Here is a 26728-nt window from a genome sequence, read left to right as displayed (position 1 = left end):
TGTTTATTAGAGAGAATGGAGGAAGGAAAACATGTTTGTTTCCATGTTCGGAGCAGTGGAATCCGGTATCATTTACGCGCTTATGGCGCTTGGTGTTTATTTGTCTTTCCGGATCCTGGACTTTCCGGACTTAACCGTAGATGGAAGTTTTGTCACAGGTGCAGCGGTTGCTGCTGTGATGATTATTAATGGGCAGTCTCCGCTGTTTGCTACTGTTGTTGCGGTGATTGCCGGGTTTTTAGCAGGGTGTGTGACCGGGCTGCTTCATACAAAAGGGAAAATTAACCCTTTGTTATCTGGTATTTTGATGATGATTGCTTTGTATTCGATTAACTTGCGGATTATGGGGCAGTCTAACATTCCATTATTAAATGAGGAAACTATTTTTACGTCTATTACAGCTTTTTGGGAAAATTTAAATTTAAGTGGTCCTTTTAATAACACAATCGCAGCGCTTGGGGTGCCTGGAACACCTAAGACATGGGCGGTTTTGTTTTTCTCATTAATTCTTACTTTTGTTATTAAATTTTTAACTGACTATTTTTTGAAAACAGAAGTCGGTCTGGCCTTAAGGGCTACGGGAGACAACAAAAAAATGATCCGCAGTTTTTCGGCTAACACGGATATTCTCATTATTGCTGGGCTGGGACTTTCTAATGCCTTCGTAGCACTATCAGGTGCATTGATTGCCCAGCACGGCGGCTTTGCCGATGCGGGAATGGGGATCGGTATGATTATTATCGGTCTTGCCTCGGTTATTATTGGAGAAGCACTGTTTGGAACGAAATCCATTGCGCGTACCACCCTTGCTGTTATAGGCGGAGCGATTATTTACCGTATTGTTGTATCGATGGCGCTGAGAGTGGACTTTTTGGAAACCGGTGATATGAAATTAATTACGGCAGTCATTGTAGTAGGAGCGCTGGTTACACCTAAAATTCTCGAGTCACAGCGGGAAAAACGAAGAAGACAGCGCAAGAAAGCAGAGATCACCCAGCTGTCAGGTGCAAGGAAAGGGGAGAAGGGAAATGCTGCAACTTAATCAGGTATCCTTAACGTTTAATGAAGGAACGATGGATGAAAAAAAAGCCTTACAGCATGTAAACCTGGATTTAAACCACGGTGATTTTTTAACCGTAATCGGAAGTAACGGAGCAGGAAAATCCACGCTGATGAATGTCATTTCCGGCTCCTTGATCCCTGACATTGGCGATGTATTCATTGATGACAACCAGGTAACACACCTTCAGGAATATCAACGATCTCGATTAATAGGCAGGGTGTTCCAGGATCCCATGGCAGGAACCGCACCTTCCATGACCATTGAAGAAAACCTGGCCATGGCCTGGTCCCGTGATAAAAAACGCAGCTTAAAACCAGGTGTCAATAAGAAAAGAAAAGCCCTTTTTCATGAGTATCTTGAAACGTTAAATTTAGGCCTCGAAGATCGTCTTACCGCGAAAGTAGGGCTTCTCTCGGGTGGGGAAAGGCAGGCATTATCTTTGCTAATGGCTACTTTTACAGAGCCAAAAATACTTCTTCTCGATGAACATACAGCAGCACTTGATCCTTCAAGAGCAGAGCTGATTACAAACATCACCGCAGAAGTAGTAGAAAAGTTTCAACTTACCACATTAATGGTTACCCACAATATGCAGCAGGCCCTTGATTTAGGCAATCGCTTGATTATGATGGATAAAGGCCAGATTATTTTAGATGTAGACGGAAAGGATAAGCAATCTTTAACGATTGAAAAGCTGTTAAATGAGTTCCAGCAGATTCGCGGAGAAAAAATGGCAAACGATAAAACTGTGTTAGGATAAAACAAAAGAAAAGGATTCAATCTCGTAAAAAAGGTAGAATTCTTTCTACATCATCTATGTGAGATTAGAAAGGGGCAGCAATATGAAGCTTGCAACGGTGGCTGTTCAAAATGAAGAAAAGATAGCGGCAATCATAAAGGATGAATACGTCATTGACCTTCAGGCAGCTGGACAAGCACAAAACATAGATTACCGTTTTCCCAATACGATGTTTGAAGCTATCCATAATGGAGACCAGTTTATAGAAGAGGCTGAGAAAGCAGCGGAATCAGCAATGCAGTATACAGACCAATCTTTCGTATATCCTCTTTCGTCAAAAGATGTTAAGCTAAAAGCACCTATCCCGGTCCCACGGAAAAATATTATGTGTGCCGGTAAAAACTATGCTGAGCACGCGATCGAAATGGGAAGTACCGCAGACATTCCTGATGATCCGATCATTTTCACGAAATCGCCAACAACGGTAATAGGACCAGGTGAACATATCCATCCTCATACAGACGTCACCGAAGCGCTTGACTATGAAGGTGAAATAGCAGTGATTATTGGTAAAAAAGGGCTTGGAATTAAAGCAGAAGAAGCAGAGGATTACATATTTGGATATACGCTGTTAAATGATGTGACGGCAAGAGACCTGCAAAGCAGGCACAAGCAGTTTTTTCTTGGTAAAAGTCTGGATACGTTTTGTCCGATGGGACCCGCGATCGTTCCTGCCAAAGAATTGAAGGGAAAAACAATAACTATAAACACTCTCGTAAACGATGAAATTCGACAAGAAACAACAACAGATAAAATGATATTTTCGATATCCCAGTTAATTGAAATTATTTCCCGGGGAATGACCTTAGAACCAGGTGATATTATCGCAACAGGAACGCCTGCCGGGGTAGGAAAAGGGTTTAAGCCTCCTAAGTTTTTAAAGGAGGGCGATGAGGTAGTTATCCAGGCAGAAGGGATTGGAGAGTTAAAAAATAGAGTTAATAAAAAATAGAGCATGCCTTTTAGGATGCTCTATTTTATGTCCCAAATGTTAATTTAATTAACCGGAAGGACAAACGGTAATTCCCAAATCAGTTCAGAGGATTCAGGCCGTTCAGCGATAAGAGTAAAATCTTCTTCTGGTTCGACCGCAAACTCAAAGCTGCCTTTAAAATAGTGCTCTTCTTCCGTTTCTGTATTTGTAAAAACAGGATAAATTTGCTGCTCTTCTGCTAACAAACTCCATTCTACATTTCGAATATCTAAAACATCCGTTGCTGTTAACATAAGCTTATTATCGTTCCATTCCATGGCTTGGATGGTCAGTTCTTCACGGGTAACAGGTACGTTGTCTGTATTGATTTCTTCAAAACGAACTGTTTTATTGGGTTGTAAAACTAATTGAGCCGTTGACATCAATTGGCTGCTGTCAGGATGGAGGTTATTTGCAAAAAACTGTTTGATATGGAGTACGTTATCTTCTTCTTTATCTTTTTTTATATCTGTCTCTTTATATTGCGGATGTTCGTTTCCGAACTCATCCTCAATCTCTTTAGGGAATTTCATGCTTATTTCAGAAGGAGAAAGCTTTCGGCTTTCATCCGGGCTTGTAATAGTATAATGCAAAAAAAATCCATCTTTTCCTTCATGGCGGCCCTCTTCTATTTTTTCAAATTCGATATCATAAAGAGAGTTTGAAAAGGAAGTAGTTTCTTCGGCACGCATTTCCTCTGAAGCCGAAGAATTGCAGCCAGCAATCATAAAAAGAAACAAAAACACAAGGGAGTAAAACCAATTCATTTCATACATCCTTCTTCCTCTGTCTGCGCTTTGAGTCTATTTTAACACGAAAAAAGATACAGAAAAGGAAAATGTCGAATCATGAAACACTTTTTACATTCTTTCGTAATTTTACAAAAAGGGTTACTGTATTCTGTATTCTTACAAAAGGTGGTCCAAGAATGTGTACCATGTTTTTACTCTTCTTTTTATCGTTTTAGGCTTTTTATTCTTATATCAATAAGATAATATCACGATCACGTTTGAAGAGAGATACACCGATGTAAACGAGTATGGAATTAAAAAACCAGGGAAGAGAAGGTGACACACAAAGGGAACCGGCAATTTACCATTGATGGAAAAGATTATTGTTTGATAGACAGGACCGTGCCAATATACGGAGTGCCGGTGTAAAGGACGATTTTACAACGAAGAAAAAAATAATCGTGTGGAGTCGTTTGCTCTCGGGGGACCCGTACTTTAGAGTTTAAAAAGGAATGGATGGGAACAAAAACTTCTGAAGGTATGTGTGTGTAACAAACCAATAAAATGGGCCATCCTCAAAAGTCAATGTTCTATCGACTTTTGAGACAGCCCTTTTTGCATTATTGTGCAGCTGTTTTTTGTGCTTTTCTTCTTCGTTTTTGCGGCATATCAGGCATTTCGTTAACAGATACAACTTCTTCTACTTTCTTCTTCGGTTTTTCCCAATACTTTTCATTTCCTGGCAGGTCATCAAACCATGCTGCTTTCTCAGGACAGTCCAGCACCATAAATTTGCCGTAGTTTCCGTCCCGGGACTGATGATATTTTAAATATGCTTTTCCATCTTCGATTGCTAAGATTTCAATTTTACCAGAAGTATGGCTCATCGAAAGACGGATACGTTTTCCAAGTCCGCTCGTCTTTGCTTTCGCTTCTTCCACAGCATCATACGCTTCTTTTAACGTGAGCACAAAGTCGTTGTTTCCGGCTACCGGACGATTAATAAAGAAATAATAAGGAGTGACGCCTGCCCAGGACAATTTATCAAGCAGTTCTGCCAGGTCATCAGGGTTGGCGTTGATTCCTTTTAATACAGGAGTCTGGTTTACTACAATGGCGCCAGCGTCATGGAGCGTTTCAAATGCTTTTTTCGCTTCATCTGTAATCTCACGCGGATGGTTCACATGAGCCATAATATAAATGCGGTTATCCGGTGTAGAATACTCTCGGATGAGTTCTAAGAGAGATTCATCTTCGTAAATTCTCATCGGATTAAAAACAGGAAGTTTAGAGCCAATACGGATAATTTTCACGTGTGGAATGCTGCGTAATTCTTTAATGATATAACGCAGCTTTTTTGTTGCCAGAATTAATGGGTCTCCACCGGTAAGAAGGACGTTATTTATTTCCGGATGGTTACGGATGTATTCGAGTCCTGGATCAACATCCGACATTGCTTCTTTTACATCGTTTCGGAATAAACGCTTACGGAAACAGTAACGGCAATAAGCCCCGCACACCTCAGAACAGATTAACAGTGCAGTAGTTTCATACTTATGCTGACAGCCGGGAGCTGCGTAGTTTGTATCCTCATCTGAGGCGTCCCAGCGGCCGTATTCAGAAAGCTCCCCTTCATTTGGTATAACTAAGTTTTTAATAGGATCATTAGGGTCTTTCCAATCAATAAGGCTTAAATAGTATTCATTTACACGAAACACAAACTTTTCGGTAATCTTTTTTAATCGTTCACGTTCTTCCTCTGGAATTTCTTTAATTTGATCAATTTTGGTAATGTACTTTGGTTGTGCCAAAAGCCTCCACACCTTTCTAAAACTGAAGTTTTACATGTTTATGGTATTCAGTTGAAGTATAACAGTGAGGGTTAAGAATAGTCAAAAAAGAAAGAAAAATTTAAAAAGGGCGAATTAAATGAAGGAAAAGTTTCTTAACAAATGGTAAAAGCTCAAAATGAAGTTTGACATTCATAAATTGTAGTTAATGAAATAATAAGTTCATTATAATATGAATTAAATATTTCAAAATTAAAATAAATGAAATTAACACTTCACAAAATGACATTCATCCATTAGAATGAAATGTGTAATTCATTAATAAGTATTTATGAAGTGAAAAATTCATTAAAAAGAGGAGCGAAAGAAAGTGGCCGTTCAGAAATTAGAACATCCCATTCTAGATTACAAAAAAGAGACACCTTCTTCTCAGGTATTCATGGAAGAAGCAAAAAAGGTGATGCCTGGAGGAGTAACGGCAAATATTAAATATTTTGAACCGCATCCAGTTGTTATGAAGCATGGGAAAGGTTCTAAACTAACTGACATGGACAACAAGGAGTACATCGATTTATTAATGAGCTATGGTTCCCTTGTTACAGGGCATGGACACGAGCAAGTGAAAAATGCTGTGATAGAACAAATGGATAGAGATGGTACATGGCTGTTTGGTACGCCTCATTATTTGGAAGTAGAAATGGGCAATAGACTGCAGAAGCACTTTCCAAGTATGGAGCTGCTGCGTTATACCAATTCAGGCACGGAAGCTACACTGCTTTCCCTGCGCCTTGCAGCCGCTCACACGGGAAAACATAAAATAGCTAAGTTTGAAGGTCATTACCACGGCGGATACGATCAAATGCTTGTAAGTGTGAATCCTTCCGTTAAAGAAGCTGGTGAAGAAGAGGCTCCCTGTTCTTTACCTGAGTCAAAAGGAATGCATCCGGCCCATGCCCGAAACACAATTACATTGCCTTTTAACAACTTAAAAGCATGTGAAAAAATATTAACGAAGCATAAAGATGAAATTGGTGCAGTTATGATTGAACCTGTGCAGGCTGGCTTCATTCCTGCAGAAAAATCATTTATGAAAGGGCTGCGCGCGATAACGGATGAATTAGGTATTGTGCTCATCTTTGACGAAGTAAAAACAGGGTATCGAACCTGCCTTGGCGGAGCGCAAAAATTATACGATGTCACTCCTGATTTGACCACGTTAGGCAAGGCAGTAGGAGGAGGTTATCCTGTTGGTGTCGTAGGGGGTAAAAAAGAAATAATGATGCACAGCGCCCCTTCTCAAGGCTCTGATGTTTTTGACAGCAGCCAAAGCACTCGCTCTTCGTCAAAAGATGTATTGTTCCACAGTGGAACGTATAATGGCCACCCTATGATTCTTGCTGCCGGCATGGCCGTACTCGATATTTTGGAAAAAGAAATAGATGACGTTATGAAAAGGACAGAAACGCTGAAAAATGGTATTAGCGAAATGCTCCAAAAATACGGAGTACAAGGCGAGGCGGTTGGCATAGGTTCTATATTTAGTGTAGTATTGAATAAAGATAAGATACGAAACTATCGGGACCTTCAAAAAACCGACCTGGCCACGAGAAAAGAGATAGACTTCCGTCTCTTAGGCAAAGGAATTTATGTGAAGCCAATGAACCGTTATAGTATATCAACAGCGCATAGTGATGAAGACATTAACAAAACATTGGAGGCTTATGATGAAGTACTGAGGGAGGTTTATGGAGGTCCTCGTTTCTAAACGGTTTTAAAAGGAATGAGGGCTGCCATGCTTGAAAGTGATGTTTACAATCGTATTATGGAACTTCAAGATCAAATGAGCAAATCTCAGAAAAAAATCGCTAATTATTTAATTAATCATTCAGAAACAGCACCTTTTTTAACTGCTTCTAAATTAGCTAAAAATGCGGGAGTAGGAGAGGCTACTGTCATTCGATTCGCCGTATTTTTAGACTTTAACGGCTACCCGGATATGCAGCGGCATTTACAGGAAGCGCTACAGCGGAAATGGACATCGGCTGAAGTATTTGCTCATACTACAGATGAAGAGGACCAGCCGGAGAATGCAGTGACAGAAATACTTGCAGATGATATGCAAAATTTAAAAGAAACCTTGCAGCAAATGGATTCAAAAGTTTTTGAAGCAGCGGTAAATGACATCATTAAAGCGAAACGTATTTATATTATTGCTTATCGAAGTGCTGTAAGTATTGGATCCTTTTTAGAATTTTATCTCGACCTTGTCTTGCAAAATACAGAATTGTTAAGAGAAGCGGATGGTGTGTCAGAACATTTGCTTGATATTACTTCAGATGATCTTGTCATCGGTTTTGGTTTTTCACGGTATACGAAAAGAACGGTTGAAGTAATGAAGTACGCCAAACAACGGGGCGCGAAAACGTTGGTACTTACTGATCACTTAATGTCGCCGCTTGTGCCGTATGGAGATCGTAAATTACTTGCAGCGACTGAAATTAACTCTTTTATCGATTCATTTTCTGCACCGTTAAGTATTGTAAGTGCATTAATTACAGCAGTGACACGCTCTGAACACAAAAAGGTCGAAGCACGGCTTCAGGAATTAGAGGGATTGTGGGAAACATTTGACGTATTTCATGATTAAAAAAAGCCGAGGAGATGGAATTTTTACCATCTCCTCGGCTTTTTTATTTGTTTAGGAAATTATGTTTTTACAAGTTGTGGATAACTATCTCCATTTTGTTTGATCTGCGTCTAGCTTCAGCGCCGAGCCTCTCGGAGGCCCAAGACGGTTTAAGGAACTTTTGCTAGAATCGCGAACATCGTGTTCGCAACGCAAAAGTCAGCACATCCTGTGGAAATAAGAGCGCCTTTCATGCCTGGAGAATATTTACCTGTCGAGGCTGATCAGGGCGCTTGCGCTTTTGTTCATATCCTAGGAAACTGCAGCTTCGCTTTTGTCCATTTTTCCTTTTCTAAATCGTTGAATCAAGTAAACTATTACAATCAACCCAAGCCCTGGCATAGAAATATAAAGGTCCGGCAATAGCAGCATGATACCGCCTGCAAGCAGCAACAACCGCTCTAGAAAAATGTTTTTAACCACAAAATAATTAATCATGCCTGCACTAATACCGATCATTCCGATCAAAGCAGTAATCAAGGCAGGAATCAACGTCGCGGCCGTAGCATCCTGAAGCACTAGCACAGGGTTTGTGACAAATATATACGGAATAACAAAAGCTGCGATAGCCAGCTTAACCGATGTTACACCTGCTTTCATCGGATTGGCTCTCGCAATTCCGGCTCCGGCGTACGCGGCAAGACATACAGGCGGAGTGATATCTGCCACAATACCAAAATAAAATACAAAGAAATGAGCGGCTATAACCGGTACACCTAATTCGATGAGAGCAGGAGCTGCAAGTGATGCTGTAACAACGTAGTTTGCTGTAGTCGGAAGCCCCATTCCTAAAATAATACAAGCAATCATCGTAAAGAACATAACGAGGAAAAATTGGCCGTTTGCCAGGTCAATAATACCGTTAGCTATCTTTCCGCCAAGGCCGGTATATACGACAATCCCAACAATAATACCAGCAGTAGCTACTGCTGCTATGACGGGAAGGGCAATCCGAGCCCCTTGCTCAAGCGTATAAATCATGTCCTTAAGCGATAAACGTGTTTCTTTTCGAAAGAAACTGATTACAAATGCTACGAAAATTCCCCATAAAGCGGCAGTAGTAGGCGTGTATCCGCTGTAAAGCATAAATAAAATAGCGACTAACGGCAGCAAAAGATCAACTTTTTTTATTAAAGCTTTTGCAGAAGGAAGATCACTTTTAGGCAGCCCGTAAATTCGCTGTTTTCTTGCTTCAAAGTGTGTTCCTATAAACACACCGGAGAAATAAAGCAAAGCTGGAATAAGAGCTACGAGGATAATTTCATTATATGGAACTCCAATAGTTTCAATCATAATAAACGCAGCAGCACCCATAATCGGCGGCATGATCTGCCCGCCTGTGGAAGCAGAGGCTTCGGTTGCTGCTGCAAACTCTGGTTTAAACCCTGCACGTTTCATCATTGGTATAGTAAACGAGCCAGAACTAACCGTGTTAGCCACCGAGCTTCCTGTTACCATCCCTTGAAGTCCGGAAGCAAATACTGCAGCTTTCGCTGTACCGCCAGTAAAACGGCCTGTCAGACCAAAAGCCAGATCGTTAAAAAATTGACCGATATTGGTTTTCACTAACATTACACCAAAGAATAAAAACAAATAAATATAAGTAGATGAAATCTGTACCGGCGTTCCAAAAATAGCTTCACTAGAATACACCAGGTCGGTCATGAGCCGGTCAAACGAAAATCCTGCGTGGCCAAAATATGGGATGCCGCTTCCCCAAAGACCATAAGCGATGGCCAGGATTGCTATGATAATAATAGGAAGTCCTACCGCACGCCGTGTGCCCTCTAACAACAGGATAATAAACGTAATAGCCACCGCTTTATCGAATGTATCAAATCCTGTTACGACGGATGATCTGAATAAATTATCATAATTAAAAACAATGTAAAAATTAGCAAATAGAGCGATGAAGGCAAGAATAACATCATACCAGGGAATACCTTTTTTATTGGTCATTGATTTTTTCATCGGATATAAAAGAAAGATTAATGACATTCCCCCAGCTAGATGTATTGCCCCCTGAATGACGGAACGATAAGGGTTGCTGGCTGTCCATAAATGAAAGATCGTTAACCCTACCCCTATTAGCGTAACTAAAAGACCCCACTTCCCAAGATTCGTGCGGTATGTAGATTCTTTGTCGTATTTTTTTAGCAGTTCATCTTGAGTTAATCCTTGGTTTTTTTGCTGGTTTTTAGCCATAAACAGTCACCACCTCAACTAAATAATTTGAATATATTTGAATATTTTTTCTAATGAAAAAAAGGATACGAAAATAACCGATAAAGCGACAGGTGTGACTTAAATATCATAACAAATATAAATCATTTTGTCTGTTGCAAAGGCTAAGGTGGTGCGACTTTACTATATTATATTATTAGCCAGGTTAAAAAAAATCCTTTAAACCTAAAAAAATCTGATAATTTTATCCATTATAAAAAGGCCGGAGAACTCCGGCCTTACAAATACACTAATATTATTCTTCTTCAGCGTCTTCCTCTGCAACTTCTGCTTCTTCACCGTTTTCTGTATCTTCTTCAGCGTCTGCGTCTTCGGCGTCTTCTTCCTCATCTCCGCTGCCTTCTCCATCAAGCAGACCTTCTTCCTCAAAATATCTTTCAGAACCAGGGTGAAGCGGCATACCATCGGAACCGTTCACGATATTTTCCATCGTCATGAATTCACCTTGTTCATGAGAAATGCTGTCGGCATTTTCATAAAGCTGTTTGGTAATTTCATAGCCTGTATCTTCATCTACTTGATCCGTAGAACCAACGAGCACTGCGTAAGCAGTTACTGTGCTTACTGGTTCATCGAGGAAGTCATACACATCTGCTTCAATATCAAGCTGACCGTAATCACTGTTTTCTTCTACGTATTCAAGAGCTTCTCCTTCGATTGGGAGAATCACCACGTCACGTTGAGTGGAAAGCTCTGTAACATTACCTGCCGGCAGGCCAAGAAGACCGAAGTTTGCATCAAGGTTACCGTCCTGAAGACGTCCTGCTGCATCTCCAAATCCTTCTTCGTATGCTTCATAATCTCCTTCTTCAAGCCCGTGAGCTTCAAGAATAAGTCTAGCAGCAGAGTTGGTTGCACTTCCTGCAGGACCAAGGTTCACTCTTTTTCCTTCAAGTTCTTCAATAGAAGTTACGCCTGTGTCTTCTGTTGTTACTACCTGCATAACTTCTGGATAAATATGTCCCATAAATCCGAAGTTGTCGATAACGGTGCCGTCGAAGTCTCCTTCTCCTTCAAGCGCTTGAAGTGCAGTAAGGTGAACAGTCATACCCAGCTGCATATCCCCGCGGCTGATTTGAGCAAGATTGTCAACGGATGCATCAGATGAAACAGCGCTTACATCAAATCCTTCGATGTCAACGTTATCATTCAAAACATTCGCAATTTCTTGCCCAAGTGGATAATAGGTACCGCCTGTTGAACCAGTTCCAAGCTGCAGTTCTGTCATTGCATCTTCGCCAGCTTCTTCTTGTCCGCCGTCGCCGCTATCATCACCGCCGGCATCGCCGCCTTCTTCACGGCCGTCATCACCGCCGCCGCACGCTGCGAGCAGCATTCCAAGCGTGAAGAGCATCATAAATAATAAAGACCACTTCTTCTTCATTGTGTTTCCCCCTTGTATCTTGTGTTCGGAACATTTGTTCAGCTTTTATTTAATCAGAAAAATATAGAATTGTCAAAGTATTACGAACGCAATGCTTGACAGAAAACAACAAGCCTCTGTAATCTTTAAAAATATTAAAATATTTTTTTAATGCCAACGATTCTGTTGAGATAAAAAACATGCAGAATGATTTAGAAAAAGCTCGATGAAATAGTTAAGAAGTAGTATTTGAAAGCGAGTGGTAAGAGATAAGATGTGCTGACTTTTGCGTTGCGAACACGATGTTCACGATTCTAGCAAAAGTTCCTTAAACCGTCTTGGGCCTCCGAGAGGCTGGGCGCTGAAGCTAGACGCGGATCAAACAATATGGAGATAGTTATCCACAACTTGTAAAAACATAATTTCCTAAACAATAAAAAATAACTGCTCGCAGCCAATACATACGAGTCAGTTCTTTTTATCTATATAAATGTAAAAGGGGGAGCGTTAACGGATACGTTCTTCTGAGTCAGGAGCAAAGAAGTGAACTTTGTTCATGTTAATAGCCATATCAACGGTGTTACCTGCTTCAATATCAGAGCGGGAGTCCACCCGGGCAATAACCTGCTGGCCGCCGACTGTACTGTAAAGAATAGACTCTGCCCCATTCATTTCTGAAACTTCAATATTCATAGAAAGCTTAGATTCAGGAGAAGATTCAAGGAATAAGGGTTCATCGTGAATATCTTCCGGACGGACACCAAGAATGATCTCTTTGTTACCATACCCTCGATCACGAAGTACTTTCATTTTGCCTTCTGGTACTGTTATAGAGACATCACCGATTTTAAATTGGTTTCCATCTAACGTTCCTTCTATAAAGTTCATAGACGGGGAGCCGATAAAACCTCCAACAAACATATTTTCCGGATTATCGTACACTTCTTTTGGTGTGCCGACCTGCTGGATAATTCCGTCTTTCATGATAACGATGCGGGTAGCCATTGTCATAGCCTCTGTTTGGTCATGCGTTACGTAAATCGTCGTAGAATCTAAACGCTTATGCAGCTTAATAATTTCAGCACGCATTTGCACACGAAGCTTCGCGTCAAGGTTTGAGAGCGGCTCATCCATTAAGAATACTTTAGGGTCGCGAACGATCGCCCTTCCTAAAGCTACACGCTGGCGCTGACCGCCTGACAACGCTTTTGGTTTACGATCTAAGTATTCTTCAAGCCCGAGTATTTTTGCTGCATTATCGACTCTTTTTTTAATTTCATCTTTGCTAAATTTACGCAATTTCAGCCCAAAAGCCATATTGTCAAAGACATTCATGTGAGGATATAACGCGTAGTTTTGGAAAACCATCGCAATATCACGATCTTTTGGCGGTACATCGTTCATTCTGTTTTGATCAATTAATAAATCACCATCTGAAATGTCTTCAAGACCTGCGATCATTCGAAGTGTCGTAGATTTTCCGCAGCCGGAAGGGCCGACGAATACGATAAATTCTTTGTCTTCGATATCGAGATTAAAGTCTGAAACAGCAGTCACATCGCCGTCATATACTTTATAAATATGATCTAATTTAATAGCAGCCAATTTCTCCATCCCCTTTGCGCCTTTGCGTTATGTGTTGTGGTTTCTATTTGATTTATAGTATATAGATATAAGCAGCGCTTTCATATGGGCAGGTTGTATAAAATAAAAGCGGATTCTTTTGTGCATATTGACGAATTATTTTACTGCCATTGGTTCCTTAACATCACATAAAGCGCTGCTGCATTAGGAAACTGTTTAATGTCGATGCCGATATGTTCAATAACTTTATCCAATCTGTACTGAAGCGTATTGCGGTGCATATGAAGCTCTTTTGCTGTTAAGCTGATATTTAAATTAGATAAATAGAAATAATAAAGAGTGTTTAACAATTCTTTTTCTTGTTCAAGCTCACCTAAAGCATAAGAAAATACTTGTTGTTGTTCTTTCTTTTTTAATGAAGGAAAGATAAATGGCATCATATCAAAGTCTTTAAAAGCTCTTTCTTTAGGAAAGAGGTGTAAAGCATGTTCAAAAAGCATTTTTTCCTGCTCAAATATATACCGGACATTATCTGCAGCATGTACACGTCTTCCGGAGTAGACCTTTACATCTAATAATAAATCTGCTGCAATAATTCCGGCCAGTTCTTCCGCATTAAAAGCAGGAAGCGGGTCTTCTTTTCTTTCACGAACAATAACTAAAAGAGAATGAGTATGTAAAAAAATGCATTTACATTCCATATCAAAATAATGGCGCAGCGCTTCTAATACATCTGATTTATTATCGTATAATTTGTTTCCTTCTAAATGATAGAAGCGAAAAGAGGTTAATTCCTGAAGCTGGGGCGGGGGAGAACCGTCTTCTTTTAAATAGCTGTACCAACCCTTTTCAATCGGATCAAAGGAAGCTTCTTTTGTTTTATGATCTAAAAAAACCTCTAAGACTTTTCTTTCTTTTTCTGAGATTTCTTCTTTTTTAATAGCAGCAGTTTCCTGGTCATTCACTTTAAAAAACAAATACAAGTGTCTTTCTGATGGAGGAACGTCCGATTCTTTAACAAGAGAAGGAAATATCGTTATTAGCTTTTCTAACATAAGGTGTCGGTCCTTTCGAAAAAACTTGTAATTATAGTACTAATTTTGAAGTGAATAATCTAGTGTAAGAAGACCAAATATTCAAAGAACCTGTTCACCTATCTAAAGGCAAAATTATTAGGAGTCATGTTATAATAAAATAATATAATAAGTGTTTTACATAAAGTTGGCAGAAACAGAGGAGGTGATACAGTTGGCGGTTACGATTAAAGATGTAGCCCAAAAAGCTAATGTCGCTGCGTCAACAGTATCACGAGTAATAGCAAATAGCAGCAGAATCAGCACAGCGACCAAAGAGCGGGTCAGAGAAGCAATGGAAGAGCTTGGGTATCATCCTAATTTTCATGCAAGGAGCCTTGCGAATCAAAGTACAAAAACGATTGGGATTGTGATGCCGAGCTCAGCAAAAGTAGCTTTTCAAAACCCGTTTTTTCCAGAAGTAATACGAGGCATTAGCACGAAAGCTTATCAAAAAGGGTACGGCTTATACTTATCTACAGGACAGACAGAAGAAGAAAGGTTTGAAGAAATCGTTCAGATGGTGGAAGGACAGCGGGTAGATGGTATTGTTTTGCTGTATTCGAGAAAGAATGACTTGCTTATGCCTTATTTGCAAAAAAAGAAATTCCCATTTGTATTAATCGGACGGCCGTATGATCTTCCAGAGCAAGAAGTGACTCACGTGAATAATGATAATTTTAAAGCCGCTAAAATGGTAACAGAATATTTATCACTGCTTGGACATCGTCAAATTGCATTTATCGGCGGCAATATGGAGTACGTGGTCACACTGGACCATATGAAAGGTTATAAACAAGCGCTCGAGCAAGCAGGAATTAAAGTGGATGATTCTTATATCGTTTATCACGATGAGCTCGAAGAAGGCGGACAAGAGGCCATCATTGAATTAATGTCTCTACAAGACCCGCCAACTGCTCTTGTGGTGGCTGATGATCTCATGACGTTTGGGGTTCTTCGTATGCTTGCTGATACGGGAGTGAGCATACCCGATGAACTTTCGATTGTAAGCTTTAACAATGTAATGATTTCTGAATTATCTTCTCCGCCTATGACAACGGTAGATATCCATATTTTTGAACTTGGCTCGAAGGCAGTTGACTGTCTTTTTGAAAAAATGCTGGAAAAAGACAGCGAACCTAAATCGGTTATTGTTCCTCATAAGCTTATTAAAAGACAATCCTGCAAAAAATATACTCCAACGTTAAATCCCTAGCAGAATAATAGCCTGCCGGGGTTTTTCTTTTGGACAGTGTAGATAGTATTTTGGCCAGACCGGCGAGTAAAAATGGAATAAATGGCTGGTGAATGAGACCCGTTTACATAGTAAATCAACCGATTCGGCTAGTATTGTAAAAATTATTTGGGAAAATCAGCACCTGCTACTGCAATACGCGGCATGCTTAGCCAGTTTTTCTTAAAAAACGATAAGGTAGATTTAACTAATGAAATAAGGGAATCAATAAAACAGTAAATGCATTCTTTATGTCATCAGTAATTATCGGTAACAATATGATATAATCAGGATGCTAAATCTAAAAATATGTGGTGATGAGATGCCCCGGGGGAAGTTTTTTCGCATTTGTTACGGAATTATTTTATTACTGCTCATGATTTATTTGGGCACACTCGTAGATTTTATTTTTCAACCGATTGTAGTGCTTGTTTCCACTTTATTTGCGCCAATTGTAATCGCCGGGGTTTTATTTTACTTATTTCGCCCCATCGTTAATTTGTTATCTGGAAAGCTGAGAATACCAAGAGGCCTCTCCATTTTAATTTTGTATCTATCTTCAGCGGGTCTTCTTACGATGTTAATTTTGATCGTAGGCCCTGCACTTCAAAATCAGTTTACCGGGCTTGTAAATAATGCGCCTCGTTTAATTAATGATGCCCAGAGGATGATTGTGGAGCTTCAAAATCAGGAGTGGTTTAACCGGTTTCTTGATGAAATGGAAGGATTTTCCTGGAGTGAAGTAACTTCAAGAGCTGCTGAATACGCTAATGAAGCTCTTGCTAACCTTGGCAGCAATATTGCTAATGTACTTGGCCTGATTACAAACATTGTTATTGTGATTATCATTTTACCGTTTATTTTATTTTATATGCTAAAAGAAGGAGAAAAAGCGCCGGAGTTTATCTTGCGTCTTCTGCCGGCTAAGCAGGAAAAAGAAGGCCGCCGGATTTTAAGCGACATGGATACCGCTCTCAGTTCTTATATTCAAGGACAGATTATTGTCAGCTTTTTTGTTGGGGTATGTGTGTTTATCGGATATGTTATTATTGACTTAGATTATCCGCTTGTTTTGGCATCTGTAGCCATGTTTACAAATATCATTCCGTTTATCGGCCCATGGATTGGTACGTTTCCAGGTGTTATCGTCGGATTTCTGGAGTCTCCGTTTATGGCACTGCTTGTTATCATTGTCGTAGTGATTGTGCAGCAGATTGAAAGCAATTTGATTTCGCCGCAAGTAATGGGAAGGAAACTGCATATCCACCCATTAACGATCATTTTGTTATTGCTTGTAGCGGGGCGCTTTGCCGGTATCGTCGGATTACTGCTTGCTGTGCCAACGTATGCGGTGGCCAAAGTGTTTGTCAGCCATACCTACCGGTTGTTAAAATTAAGAAATAAGCCGACGGATTAAGATTCGAGATAATAAAAGAGAGGGATAAGCATGGGATATGATTTGGAAGGCATTGAACAGATCGAAATGGAAGAATTAAAGCGGTTATATGATAATAAGGAAAACGCTCCGATTATCATTGACGTAAGAGAGCCTTCGGAATATATAGAAGGCCATATTCCCGGAGTTCCGCTGCTTCCTATGAATCAAGTACCTGAGGTTATCGACCAGATAAAGAAAGAGGAAAGCTATGTGCTTGTATGTCGAACCGGGAGCCGAAGCCATCATACGGCTCTTTATTTTAAAGATAACGGGGTTGAAAACGTGAAAAATTTTGCTGGCGGCATGCTGGCTTGGGACAGAGAAACCGAGATTGGCATGGAAAATCCAGTAGAAGACATCGAACAATTATATAAAAAGAAGTGAAACGATGAAGAGCGGGATGGCAGTCTCGCTCTTTTTTTGATGGAGGAAACTGGCTACGTTGACCGTTACTGCTCATTTTCCTATTTCTCTGTTTTATAAATAGATAATAAAGGAATACTACGGGCAAAAGCAGAGAAAAGGAGTGAAAAGGAATGCTTTGGACTTTAATAGGTATTTTAATTGCTTTATGGCTGTTAGGTTTAGTGTTTGAAATAGCAGGTGGATTAGTTCATATTTTACTCGTCGTGGCGTTAGTGGTGCTTATTTACAGGTTGATTACCGGGAGGACAGCAAAATAACACGAAAAAAATGCAGGTCTTGTCAAAAATTGAAAAGGCCTGTATTTTTTCTATCTATCATTGGGCTAATTACGATACAATAGGAGAAAAGATGTAAAAATGGGAAGAGCAGGAGAGGAAAAGTTTAATGAAGAAAAATTCATGGTTTTTAACCGCTGTCTTAGTAGGAGCGCTAGTATGGACAAATGATTCGGCTCACGCTGAAGTACCTTTTTCAACAGAAACCGAGTCTTCAGAGGACCAAGCAGAAAGTGAAAAAGAACAAGAGCATGCACTGTACATAGACGGTCAGCTGCAGACCTATACTGGAGAACCAATTTTTCATGAGGGTGTGCTGTACGTAACCGTTCAAGCAGCTGTGAAAGCTTTAAATGAAAAAGCTGAAATAGAAAAAAATGTACCATATGCTGAAGCTTCTTCTCCTTATGAGTATCTGGACCGGAAAAATAATATAGAAGAGGTACATAATAGAGAAGCTGTCCGGGTAGATGTTTTGCAGGAATTAGGTATTAAAGCGGAGTGGCTTGAGAATCCAGGCAGGCTTCACTTAGAAACAGCTGATTTATTAGCAGTGGACAGCCTTCAGATTGGTGACACAATGGATGAGGTAGACAGCCAGTTTGATGTACATTGGAATACAGGATACGGACAGCCGGCTGATTATATAGGATTTTATGGAGATATGCATGAATTTACATACACGGACCGTTACGGAAAAGAACGATTCGGAGAAGTACCTGATTTGCAATTTGAAATAACCGATGATTCGCTTACTTATATGATTATTTCTTCCTCTGATTACGAAACAGCAAAAGGAGTCTCCGTTGGGGATTCGCTGTTTGATGTAACTAGAGCACATGGCTCTGATTATGTGGAAGAAAAGCAAGATGGTAAAACTATTTATATTTATCATGTTAAAGGCGGCAGCCTCTGGTTTATTGCAGATGATGATCGAAATGTGGAACGGATTGGGTTATGGCGCTTCCAACTCGAAGGCTATGAAATGTAAAAAATAATTTATTAAGATAAGGGTTTATTCTCCTTTAAAGAGGGAAAAAGAGAACCAGCACAGAATAAAGAAAATATAAACCTTAGTCAGGGGGAATAACCTATGAGGAAAAGAAGTGTATTAATTTCATCTGCAGTAGCAGGTGTAGTAGGAACGGCAACGTTTCTATTACGCGATGAGGAGAAACGGGAGCGCTTAAAACAAGCATCCCAGCGTACCATTTCAAAATGGACCGGAAGAACGAAAGAAGATGAAGATAAAGAGCTGAATGAGAAAGTCGGTCATTCTGAACCGCACGATTTGGAAGACAATAAAATGGTTTCCGAAGGTGCGATGCATTCTGTAAACCACTACAATAAAGCACAGGAAGAAGACGAAGAACCGCTTCGTACCAGCATGGAGAGTAAATAAATATTAAATATAAAGGAGACATCTTGAAGAGAAACAGAAAGCTGTTCCCCCGCACTTAAGATTGCAGCGGAGGAGCAGCTTTTTCAACGTTACAGCAAGATTTACTCTTTCACGCAATTCCTCAATCAAGTACAATGAAAAAGGTATATTTAACTTCAGTAAGGTTATCCCACTTACTTATAATAAAGGAAGATGAAGATGTTTACGATACGAGAAGAAGCTTTTGCAGATATACCGGCATTACATATATTTAAAGAGGAACATGAACAAAAGCCACTGCCAACCTTTTTATTTTGGCATGGGTTTTCAAGCGGAAAAGAACATAATTTACATGTTGCTTACAGACTTGCGAAAAAGGGAATACGTGTTATTTTACCGGAAGCTGTTCATCATGGCGAGCGCGATCAGGGATTAACCGAAAAGCAGCGGATGCTTGAATTTTGGTCGATCGTTTTGCAAAGCTTAAAAGAAACCGGGTCAATAAAAAAGGACTTAGATGAAAAGAAATTAATAAAAGATAATCGTTTATTTATGGGAGGCACCTCGATGGGCGGCATTTTAACATGCGGGGCTTTAACCGTTTATCCTTGGATTAAAGGCGCTGTCGTGTTAATGGGCAACCCTTCATGGGAAGTTTTTGCGAGAAAACAAATGACGATGCTTGAGCAGCAAGGCTCGCTTCCACTATCCGAGGAAGACGCTGAGAAACAAGTACAGAAGCTGATAGATTATGATCTTTCTCAAAAAGAACAGGCTCTTGGAGAAAGGCCTCTGTTCTTTTGGCACGGTCGTGACGATGAAGTTGTCCCTTATCATGAGTCTTATTCGTTTTATGAAAAGATGAAAGAGAAAAGAAAAGAAGATTCCAGCTTAGTCTATCATCTCGATCCTTCTGCTGGTCATAAGGTTTCAAGAAATGGGATGATCGCAATGGCGGACTGGGTGGAGGATTATATATAACGACAACGCGGAGGGGGTGTCCATCCCGTGATTACAAGTAATACTACCTTATTCCAGGAGATTCAGAAGGTAGTGGTAATCATACTAGGTGCCTTTATTATGGCAATCGGTTTAAATCTGTTTTTAATACCAGCAAACGTGTTTGCAAGCGGAGCAACCGGGATTGCTCAAATATTAGCAGAGCTGCTTCCGCTTTCCACGGGGATGCTTTTGTTTTTTATCAATATTCCGATTGCCGTTCTAGGCTGGATGAAAGTGGGCAAGCTTTTTACTTTTTACAGTTTTATGCATGTTGCCTTACAGACGTTCTTCCTTGAAGTGATTCCGGTGCAGACGCTTTCTGAAGATATATTGTTAAACGGAGTATTTGGCGGGGTGATTACCGCAGTCGGAGCGGGTACAGCGCTGAAATACGGGTCGTCTGCCGGCGGACTTGATATCGTCGCTCTTGTGCTGGCGCGTGTCAGCGATAGTCCGGTAGGTACATACTTTATGATGATGAACGGTCTGATCGTATTGACCGCCGGGCTTTTATTTGATTGGGAGAGTGCGCTGTACACACTAGTGACGTTGTATGTTGGCTCAAGGGTCATTGACACTATTCATACCCGCCATGTTAAAGTAACAGCTTTTATTGTGACGAAAAAGCCTGATGAATTAAGAGAAGCGATTCATAAGAATATTACCAGGGGTATTACGAGAATGCCGGCGAAGGGAGGATTTGATGCCACTGATAAAGAAGTGTTAATGATCGTTATTACCCGCTATGAATTATTTGCCCTGCAGCAAGTGATTAATGAAGTGGATGAAAATGCCTTCACTAATATTGTCAACACAGCCGGCATATTCGGCCTCTTCCGCAAAGATTAAAAGAAAAGCTCCAGCACCCTGGCTTACACAGGATGTGTTGACTTCTGCGTTGCGAATTCGTCGCCAAAAACGCCACGTTCTGTTTGTCGATGACCGCAATTTTTGCAAAAGTTCCTAATTTCGGCTCTTATGGTTGGGAAGGGGAGAAGTGTATTGAAATGTAAAGCTTTCATAGCAGGTATACTCTTTCTTCTATTGATAACAGCCTGCGGAACATCCGAGACGGATGAGACAGGAGGTGAAGAAGAACAAACTATGGAAAAAGACTGGAAGCTGACAGGGGAATTTGATGTAGATACAAACAGCTGGAGCATGAAGCTGGAAAACCTTACAGAAAGCCCGTTAGAGCTGAATTTTAAGAGTGGCCAGGAAGTCGAAGTGAAAATAAAAAAAGAAGATCAGTCAGAAACAGTTTACACCTATTCTGCAGACAAAATGTTTACCCAGGCTTTAAAAGAAACAACGATAGACCCCGGCTCCTCTAAATCTTGGTCAGAAGACATTTCAAAAGAGACGTTAGAAAAAGGAACTTATACGATTGAATTTGAGGTTCTGGCCTATGAGATAAATGGTAAAAAACCGGAAGAACCGATAAAAACAACAGAAACATTTGAGATGAAATAAGAAATTGGAAAAACGGCGGTAATCATAGAAGATGCCGCCGTTTTCCTGTACATTAGAAGAAAGGTGTAAGCAACGTTAAAATAAATATAGACCCCAGTACAACGAGGATGAGATTTCCGCCAAGAAAAGCAATTGAAAAAGCAACAGCCATCCCGGTCAGGCCAAAAAAGACATTATCGTGAATCGTAAGCACACCAGGAAAGATAAGTGCTCCTAAGGCAGCATATGGTACATTTCGTAAAATCCCTTCCAGTCGCGGCGGAATCTGTTTTGCGTTTAAAAATACAAGCGGAAGCATTCGTGGAATATATGTGACGAGTGCCATACCAAGGATAATGATAAATAATTCCGTACTCATTTGCTTTCCACCTCGTTTTTCGTTTTGGCAGAACTCTGTTCGGTGTTATGTGGTTCGATAAATTCAAGAACAGCTGCGGCTATCAGGGTTGCTAGAATAATTGCCCATCCTTCTGCCATTATGAAAGCAAATATACTGTTTAATACAGCAGCTAGCGCAGCGAGGAAAAAGATTTTCCGGTGTTTTTTTAAAGAAGGAGCAAGTAAAGCAATAAACAAGGCGTACAGCGCAAAGGTAAGGCTTTGCTGCAGTGTTTCCGGCAGCAGCTGACCGACAGCATGCCCAACTCCGGAATGAACGACCCAGCTTGCGTACGATATGAGAAAAACGCCATATACGTAGCCGGTACTCACGGTTCCTTCTTTTGTAGAAGTTACCGCAAACACTTCATCGGTTAGGCCAAATGCATATCCTGCTTTCTTTAATGGATGATCGGCTTCTGCTTTTTCATTTAAAGAAGCGCTCATGAGAAAGTGGCGAATGTTAACAATGAATGTAGTAAAGATGATTTCAAATGCTCCGGTACCAGCTGCCAGCAGACTGAGTGACATGTACTGAGCTGCTCCTGCAAAGACAAAGAGACTCATCAGCAATGTTTCTAAAACCGTGAGACCGGTAGTTTGAGCGATAAAACCAAACGTAATAGCAGCCGGAAAATATCCGAGCGCAATCGAAGTCCCGTCTTTCATTCCAGCAGCAAATGAATGCTCATTACTCCATGATAACGCTGCTTTCATTTATCTTTCTCCTCTCCTGCGAGTAATAGTATGTAAAAGATACTATCATTTTTTGTATGTTATAATAAACCAATTGTATGTTATATTATATTTTCTTTCAAGGTGATCATGTGGAAAAAGAACAATTAAATGCTCATATCGGTAATCGTCTAAAAGAAATTAGAAGACATCAAGGGCTGAATCTAGAGGAAGCAGCTTCGTTAACCGGGGTAAGCAAGCCTATGCTCGGTCAAATCGAAAGAGGAGAGTCCAATCCGACCGTAGGGACGCTATGGAAAATTGCAAACGGGCTGCATGTTCCGTTTACTTCGTTTATTGAAGCAGCACGCCCTGCTGTAACCCAGGTCAGTTATAAAGAACTTGAGACGCTCGAAGGAGATCATGGCGGCTTTCAAGTGAAACCTGTTTTTTCAAAGGACCAGTATACACCGTTTGAAGCGTTTTACGTAGATATTGAGCCTTCCAAAAGTTATTATTCAGAAGCTCATCAAAAAGGGGTGGAAGAGTATTTATTTTTAAAAGAAGGATCGATGCAAGTACGGGTTGGAGAAAATCGTTTTGAATTAGAAAAAGGGGACGCACTTCGGTTTGAAGCCGATGAGGATCATGTGTATGAAAATATGGGGCAGGAAACCGCAAGTTTTACAATGATTATTTATTATTCCCGTTAGCGGATTCGTTCCATAAATAAGGCCCCCATAGCGATGAGGACCTGAGATAATATAATAAAATATAAATAACAGCAGAGCAAATACTTTACGTTTTGTTAAAACCGAAATCCATAGCGTTTGGAAACCACATCATAAAATCCAAGGGAGTTATACAATGCTTTTGTAGCCGCATTGCTGATGCCGGTTTCTAACTCAATTCCTTTAATACCGTTGTTTTCTGCCCAGTAAATAATTTTTAAAAGTAATTTTTTGGCAATCCCCTGGTTTCGGTGTTCTTTATGTACATACAGGTCATTCAGCCAAATATAATACCCGCCCTTATCCAGGCTGATGCCGAGGTTTAAAAAGGCAGCTCCAAGAATGGTATTTTCATATTCCGCCACAAAAATATGAGCACAGGAGTTTTCGGTTAAAGAAAGGTTAATGGAATCCATCAATAACTCATATGCATTATCTTTTCCTATGGATTCCATTTGTCCCATTAATAAATCAGCTACTTTTTCGCGTGTTTCCTGGTCGGCATCATTAGGAATTTCGTAAATCTTCAACTGTTATTTCCTCCTTCAAAGATGATCAGCAGCACAATAATTAGAACATGTCTATAGTATCACAAATGCATTTATTCGTTATGGGTGCATTGCTGGAAAATGTAATTTTAATCTTTCTTCAAGATAAAGGGCAATCCCATCTTCTTCATTTGCAGCAGTCACTTCATCAGCTGCATCTTTTGCTTCCTTGGAAGCATTCCCCATAGCTACACCTGTTCCTGCTTCAGAAAGCATTTCAAGATCGTTATCTTCGTCTCCAAAAGCTATAATATCATTCATAGACACGTTGCAGTAGTCAGCTACTTTTTGTAAACCAACAGCTTTGTTGTTTCCTGTTCTAATAATTTCGATTAAGTGGTAAGGGGCTCCCCACGAGCGCTGCTCAATCCCTTTCGCGTGTTTTCCGGATATTAACTCCCGCAGCTCTTCTGCACTCTCTTTTTTCGGATATACGAGCAGGGACGTTGGATTGGTATGAAGGACATGTTTTAAGTTTCCATGAGCTGCTGGTTCTGTGCTTAAAGCAAGCATGTCGATAAATGTTTCATCATAATCATGCAAAAATACATCATCGACCACTTCCGCCATAATATTGTTCACTTGAAAAGCCTGGCACGTATCAATTATGGTTCTCGCCGTATCTAATTCAAGCGGAGAATGATGAATCCCAAAGGAATGATCGCCGGGATGATGAACATACGCTCCGTTAAAATTAACGATTGGTGTATCAAGGCCGAGCTGCTGATAATACATTTTGCTGGCCCGGTATGGTCTCCCTGTAGCAATCGCAATCATATGACCTTCTCTTTTTGCATTTTGAAGTGTCTTGAACGTGCGGGTAGAGATGGTTTTGTCATCTTTTAATAATGTGCCGTCGAGGTCAAGAACAATTAAATGTTTGCGCATTGGTTGGTTCCTCCATTTATTGTCTATAATGAAAATGAATTATTTTAGTATATGCATGTTCATCAGATTGTAAGAAAAGTATCAAGAAATTACAATGGAGAAAGCATAATAAGAAATAAAATTATGCTATATTAAAAGTAGAACAGTCTATATCTATTTTACTTCACTTGAAAATGAAATGAAAGGAAAGCACGCGCTGCATGCTTACGCATGGAAAGGAGGAGCGCTTACTATAATGGAAGAATTTTTTTCGACGTTTTCTTTTCGGGCGCTTTGGACGCCTGAATTGATCATCGTACTGTCAGCTGTTGCTTTTTTGTATTATTGGATTACCGTGAAGCGGCGTCATACATTTATAGGTGCTGAAAAGGTCTCTTTGCGGCAGAAGCTTTATTTTATCCTTGGACTTATCGCTCTTTATCTTGGCTGGGGCAGTCCGTTATATATTGCCGGCCACTCTGTCATTACCATTCACATGACACAAATGGTGCTGGCCTATTTCGCAGCAGTGCCTCTTTTTATTCTTTCCATTCCGAAATGGGTGCTGCACACCTGGGTGCACAAATGGCATAAGAAATCCTATGTGTCCTACCGGATTATTATGAGTCCGATTATCGGATTGATTGGTTTTAACGCATTGTTTTCGTTTTATCATATTCCTATGATATTTGATTACATTATGCAAGCTCCCATACTGCACAGCCTGTATCAGTCTGCACTTTTCGGAGCGGCCTGGCTGATGTGGTGGCATATGCTTGCACCACTGCCTTCTACCAACCACTTATCCGATTTTAGGCGTATTGCTTATATTTTTGGAAACGGTATTCTCATCACGCCAGCTTGTGCACTTATCATATTTGCAGGAAGTCCTTTGTATGAAACGTATACGAATCCGGCTGTTTGGTCAAACGTAATGGCCTACTGCCTTCCACCCGGTTCGCAGCTTCCTGACAGCATGATGAATACGGCAGGAGGAGGGTTTTCCTTTTTAGATCCTCATTCTGATCAGCAGCTTGCAGGTGTTATGATGAAAGTGACTCAGGAATTCGTATATGTTTTGACGATCGGCTACGTGTTTAAACAATGGCTGTCAAAAGAAAAGCTTCAGGACGGGGAATTGACGATCAGCGATATTCCAGCTCATGCAGATCACATGAAAAACCGTTCATAACGGACAAGCTGCTGTGTTCTGGCTTCAGAGGGCTTATCCTGGAATGTTTGCCGGATAAGTCCTTCCCTTATTCAAAAGGAATTATCAAACATATTTAAAGAGGGAGAGTTTATGAAACAGTATTTATTTTTACTTACGGTGGTGCTTTTTACCTTATTTCTAAGTGGTTGTTCGTGGCTATATGAAAGCGGGAAATCTGCAGAAAACGGATCTGATTTATCGGAGCTGAATTTAAATATAATGCCTTTCGAATTTACCAATCAGGATGAAGAAACAGTAACCAATGAAGATCTGGAAGGAAAATATTGGATTGCCGACATGATATTCACGCGCTGTCCTTCCGTTTGTGGTTTAATGACGCCTAATATGCTGAATCTGCAAGAAGAATTGGAACAAGCTGGGCTCGATGTGCAAATCGTTTCCTTTTCCGTAGACCCTGAATTTGATAATCCAGACCGTCTTAAAAATTATGGAGAAAACTATGGTGTTGATTTTAGCAATTGGCACTTTCTAACTAACTACAGCGATGAAGAAATAAAAGAGTTAGCAAACGAATCGTTTCAAAGCACCGTAGAAAAAGACCCTGAACAAGATGATATTATTCATTCTACTAAATTTTTTCTCGTTGATCCTGAAGGCAATATCATTCGAAGCTATGACGGCCTTGAAAACGACGTCGATCCTATTGTAGAAGATTTAAAAAGCTTAACAGGAAGTTAATGAAGTGAAATGATAGTCTTTCTTGAGACAAGGTGATACACTGGATTATTGTTTCATATTTTTGGGAAAAGGAGGGGAATCA

Annotated in this window: 27 protein-coding genes; 17 read left to right on the top strand and 10 right to left on the bottom strand. The window is 40.3% G+C overall.

Features of this window, described 5'->3' with window-relative positions; translation table 11 throughout:
- Positions 1 to 31: 31 nt before the first annotated feature.
- The 3 genes from ACE1TI_RS02960 to ACE1TI_RS02950 all read left to right on the top strand — a co-directional run bounded on the left by ACE1TI_RS02960 (position 32) and on the right by ACE1TI_RS02950 (position 2814).
- Positions 32 to 1042 carry an ABC transporter permease gene (locus ACE1TI_RS02960; protein WP_375006095.1) on the top strand — a complete coding sequence of 337 codons (1011 nt, stop codon included), beginning with the start codon at positions 32 to 34 and terminating at the stop codon, positions 1040 to 1042.
- Positions 1029 to 1823, top strand: coding sequence for an ABC transporter ATP-binding protein (locus tag ACE1TI_RS02955; RefSeq protein ID WP_375006094.1), 795 nt, complete (start codon positions 1029 to 1031; stop codon positions 1821 to 1823). The genes ACE1TI_RS02960 and ACE1TI_RS02955 overlap by 14 nt, the downstream gene beginning before the upstream one ends.
- An 82-nt stretch (positions 1824 to 1905) precedes the next feature.
- Positions 1906 to 2814, top strand: coding sequence for a fumarylacetoacetate hydrolase family protein (locus ACE1TI_RS02950; protein ID WP_375006093.1), 909 nt, complete (start codon positions 1906 to 1908; stop codon positions 2812 to 2814).
- Positions 2815 to 2858: 44 nt separating this feature from the next.
- On the opposite strand, the gene ACE1TI_RS02945 is transcribed toward ACE1TI_RS02950, so the two are convergent.
- Entirely contained in the window at positions 2859 to 3602 is a 744-nt protein-coding gene (locus ACE1TI_RS02945; protein WP_375006092.1) for a hypothetical protein, read from the bottom strand.
- Between the two features lie 584 nt (positions 3603 to 4186).
- Entirely contained in the window at positions 4187 to 5377 is a 1191-nt protein-coding gene (locus tag ACE1TI_RS02940; RefSeq protein WP_375006091.1) for a KamA family radical SAM protein, read from the bottom strand.
- Positions 5378 to 5726: 349 nt separating this feature from the next.
- Here ACE1TI_RS02940 and ACE1TI_RS02935 point away from each other — a divergent pair, with 349 nt between their 5' ends.
- Together ACE1TI_RS02935 and ACE1TI_RS02930 are read left to right on the top strand one after the other, a co-directional pair.
- The gene (locus tag ACE1TI_RS02935) at positions 5727 to 7121 is read left to right on the top strand and encodes an aspartate aminotransferase family protein (protein WP_375006090.1); all 1395 of its coding nucleotides are present in this window, start codon (positions 5727 to 5729) and stop codon (positions 7119 to 7121) included.
- Positions 7122 to 7148: 27 nt separating this feature from the next.
- Positions 7149 to 8003 carry a MurR/RpiR family transcriptional regulator gene (locus ACE1TI_RS02930; protein ID WP_375006089.1) on the top strand — a complete coding sequence of 285 codons (855 nt, stop codon included), beginning with the start codon at positions 7149 to 7151 and terminating at the stop codon, positions 8001 to 8003.
- Between the two features lie 291 nt (positions 8004 to 8294).
- Here ACE1TI_RS02930 and ACE1TI_RS02925 read toward each other — a convergent pair whose 3' ends face one another.
- The 4 genes from ACE1TI_RS02925 to ACE1TI_RS02910 form a co-directional block, all read right to left on the bottom strand.
- A complete protein-coding gene (locus tag ACE1TI_RS02925) occupies positions 8295 to 10247 on the bottom strand; it encodes a TRAP transporter permease (protein WP_375006088.1) in 1953 nt (650 codons plus the stop codon).
- 274 nt (positions 10248 to 10521) lie between these two features.
- Positions 10522 to 11670: a TAXI family TRAP transporter solute-binding subunit gene (locus ACE1TI_RS02920; protein WP_375006087.1), complete on the bottom strand. Its 1149-nt coding sequence runs from the start codon at positions 11668 to 11670 to the stop codon at positions 10522 to 10524.
- A 486-nt stretch (positions 11671 to 12156) separates the two neighbouring features.
- A complete protein-coding gene (locus ACE1TI_RS02915) occupies positions 12157 to 13254 on the bottom strand; it encodes an ABC transporter ATP-binding protein (RefSeq protein WP_375006086.1) in 1098 nt (365 codons plus the stop codon).
- Positions 13255 to 13394: 140 nt separating this feature from the next.
- On the bottom strand, positions 13395 to 14288 hold the full coding sequence (locus tag ACE1TI_RS02910; RefSeq protein WP_375006085.1) for a PucR family transcriptional regulator: 894 nt from the start codon (positions 14286 to 14288) through the stop codon (positions 13395 to 13397).
- A gap of 193 nt (positions 14289 to 14481) precedes the next feature.
- On the opposite strand from ACE1TI_RS02910, the gene ACE1TI_RS02905 reads away from it, so the two are divergent.
- From ACE1TI_RS02905 to ACE1TI_RS02865, 9 genes are all read left to right on the top strand, one after another.
- Complete coding sequence (locus ACE1TI_RS02905) at positions 14482 to 15522, top strand: LacI family DNA-binding transcriptional regulator (RefSeq protein ID WP_375006084.1); 1041 nt, start codon at positions 14482 to 14484, stop codon at positions 15520 to 15522.
- Between the two features lie 340 nt (positions 15523 to 15862).
- Positions 15863 to 16957: an AI-2E family transporter gene (locus tag ACE1TI_RS02900; protein ID WP_375006083.1), complete on the top strand. Its 1095-nt coding sequence runs from the start codon at positions 15863 to 15865 to the stop codon at positions 16955 to 16957.
- A gap of 30 nt (positions 16958 to 16987) precedes the next feature.
- Positions 16988 to 17362: a rhodanese-like domain-containing protein gene (locus ACE1TI_RS02895; RefSeq protein ID WP_375006082.1), complete on the top strand. Its 375-nt coding sequence runs from the start codon at positions 16988 to 16990 to the stop codon at positions 17360 to 17362.
- A 152-nt stretch (positions 17363 to 17514) separates the two neighbouring features.
- Positions 17515 to 17661, top strand: coding sequence for a lmo0937 family membrane protein (locus ACE1TI_RS02890; RefSeq protein WP_375006081.1), 147 nt, complete (start codon positions 17515 to 17517; stop codon positions 17659 to 17661).
- Between the two features lie 127 nt (positions 17662 to 17788).
- The gene (locus tag ACE1TI_RS02885; protein ID WP_375006080.1) at positions 17789 to 18670 is read left to right on the top strand and encodes a hypothetical protein; all 882 of its coding nucleotides are present in this window, start codon (positions 17789 to 17791) and stop codon (positions 18668 to 18670) included.
- A 102-nt stretch (positions 18671 to 18772) separates the two neighbouring features.
- Positions 18773 to 19081 carry a hypothetical protein gene (locus tag ACE1TI_RS02880; RefSeq protein WP_375006079.1) on the top strand — a complete coding sequence of 103 codons (309 nt, stop codon included), beginning with the start codon at positions 18773 to 18775 and terminating at the stop codon, positions 19079 to 19081.
- Between the two features lie 198 nt (positions 19082 to 19279).
- Entirely contained in the window at positions 19280 to 20041 is a 762-nt protein-coding gene (locus ACE1TI_RS02875; RefSeq protein WP_375006078.1) for a prolyl oligopeptidase family serine peptidase, read from the top strand.
- A gap of 27 nt (positions 20042 to 20068) precedes the next feature.
- Positions 20069 to 20911, top strand: coding sequence for a YitT family protein (locus tag ACE1TI_RS02870; protein WP_375006077.1), 843 nt, complete (start codon positions 20069 to 20071; stop codon positions 20909 to 20911).
- Between the two features lie 153 nt (positions 20912 to 21064).
- Positions 21065 to 21535: a BsuPI-related putative proteinase inhibitor gene (locus ACE1TI_RS02865; protein ID WP_375006076.1), complete on the top strand. Its 471-nt coding sequence runs from the start codon at positions 21065 to 21067 to the stop codon at positions 21533 to 21535.
- A gap of 52 nt (positions 21536 to 21587) precedes the next feature.
- On the opposite strand, the gene ACE1TI_RS02860 is transcribed toward ACE1TI_RS02865, so the two are convergent.
- The gene (locus ACE1TI_RS02860; protein WP_375006075.1) at positions 21588 to 21893 is read right to left on the bottom strand and encodes an AzlD domain-containing protein; all 306 of its coding nucleotides are present in this window, start codon (positions 21891 to 21893) and stop codon (positions 21588 to 21590) included.
- Positions 21890 to 22630: an AzlC family ABC transporter permease gene (locus tag ACE1TI_RS02855; protein ID WP_375006074.1), complete on the bottom strand. Its 741-nt coding sequence runs from the start codon at positions 22628 to 22630 to the stop codon at positions 21890 to 21892. Before ACE1TI_RS02855 ends, ACE1TI_RS02860 begins: the two co-directional genes overlap by 4 nt.
- A gap of 110 nt (positions 22631 to 22740) precedes the next feature.
- Between ACE1TI_RS02855 and ACE1TI_RS02850 the strand changes: the two genes are divergently transcribed.
- Positions 22741 to 23301, top strand: coding sequence for a helix-turn-helix domain-containing protein (locus ACE1TI_RS02850; protein ID WP_375006073.1), 561 nt, complete (start codon positions 22741 to 22743; stop codon positions 23299 to 23301).
- 95 nt (positions 23302 to 23396) lie between these two features.
- Here the strand turns inward: ACE1TI_RS02850 and ACE1TI_RS02845 are convergent, their stop codons facing one another.
- Both ACE1TI_RS02845 and ACE1TI_RS02840 read right to left on the bottom strand, forming a co-directional pair.
- Positions 23397 to 23849, bottom strand: coding sequence for a GNAT family N-acetyltransferase (locus tag ACE1TI_RS02845; RefSeq protein ID WP_375006072.1), 453 nt, complete (start codon positions 23847 to 23849; stop codon positions 23397 to 23399).
- Positions 23850 to 23927: 78 nt separating this feature from the next.
- A complete protein-coding gene (locus ACE1TI_RS02840) occupies positions 23928 to 24755 on the bottom strand; it encodes a Cof-type HAD-IIB family hydrolase (RefSeq protein ID WP_375006071.1) in 828 nt (275 codons plus the stop codon).
- A gap of 235 nt (positions 24756 to 24990) precedes the next feature.
- Here ACE1TI_RS02840 and ctaG point away from each other — a divergent pair, with 235 nt between their 5' ends.
- Positions 24991 to 25926, top strand: a complete 936-nt coding sequence (ctaG, locus tag ACE1TI_RS02835) for a cytochrome c oxidase assembly factor CtaG (protein WP_375006070.1) — start codon at positions 24991 to 24993, stop codon at positions 25924 to 25926.
- A gap of 111 nt (positions 25927 to 26037) precedes the next feature.
- Complete coding sequence (locus ACE1TI_RS02830) at positions 26038 to 26646, top strand: SCO family protein (RefSeq protein WP_375006069.1); 609 nt, start codon at positions 26038 to 26040, stop codon at positions 26644 to 26646.
- The last annotated feature ends 82 nt before the right edge of the window (positions 26647 to 26728 follow it).

Origin of the sequence: Alteribacillus sp. JSM 102045 (genome assembly GCF_041949975.1) — a bacterium.
Classification (GTDB): domain Bacteria; phylum Bacillota; class Bacilli; order Bacillales; family Marinococcaceae; genus Alteribacillus.
This window is presented reverse-complemented; position numbering and strand designations above follow the sequence as displayed.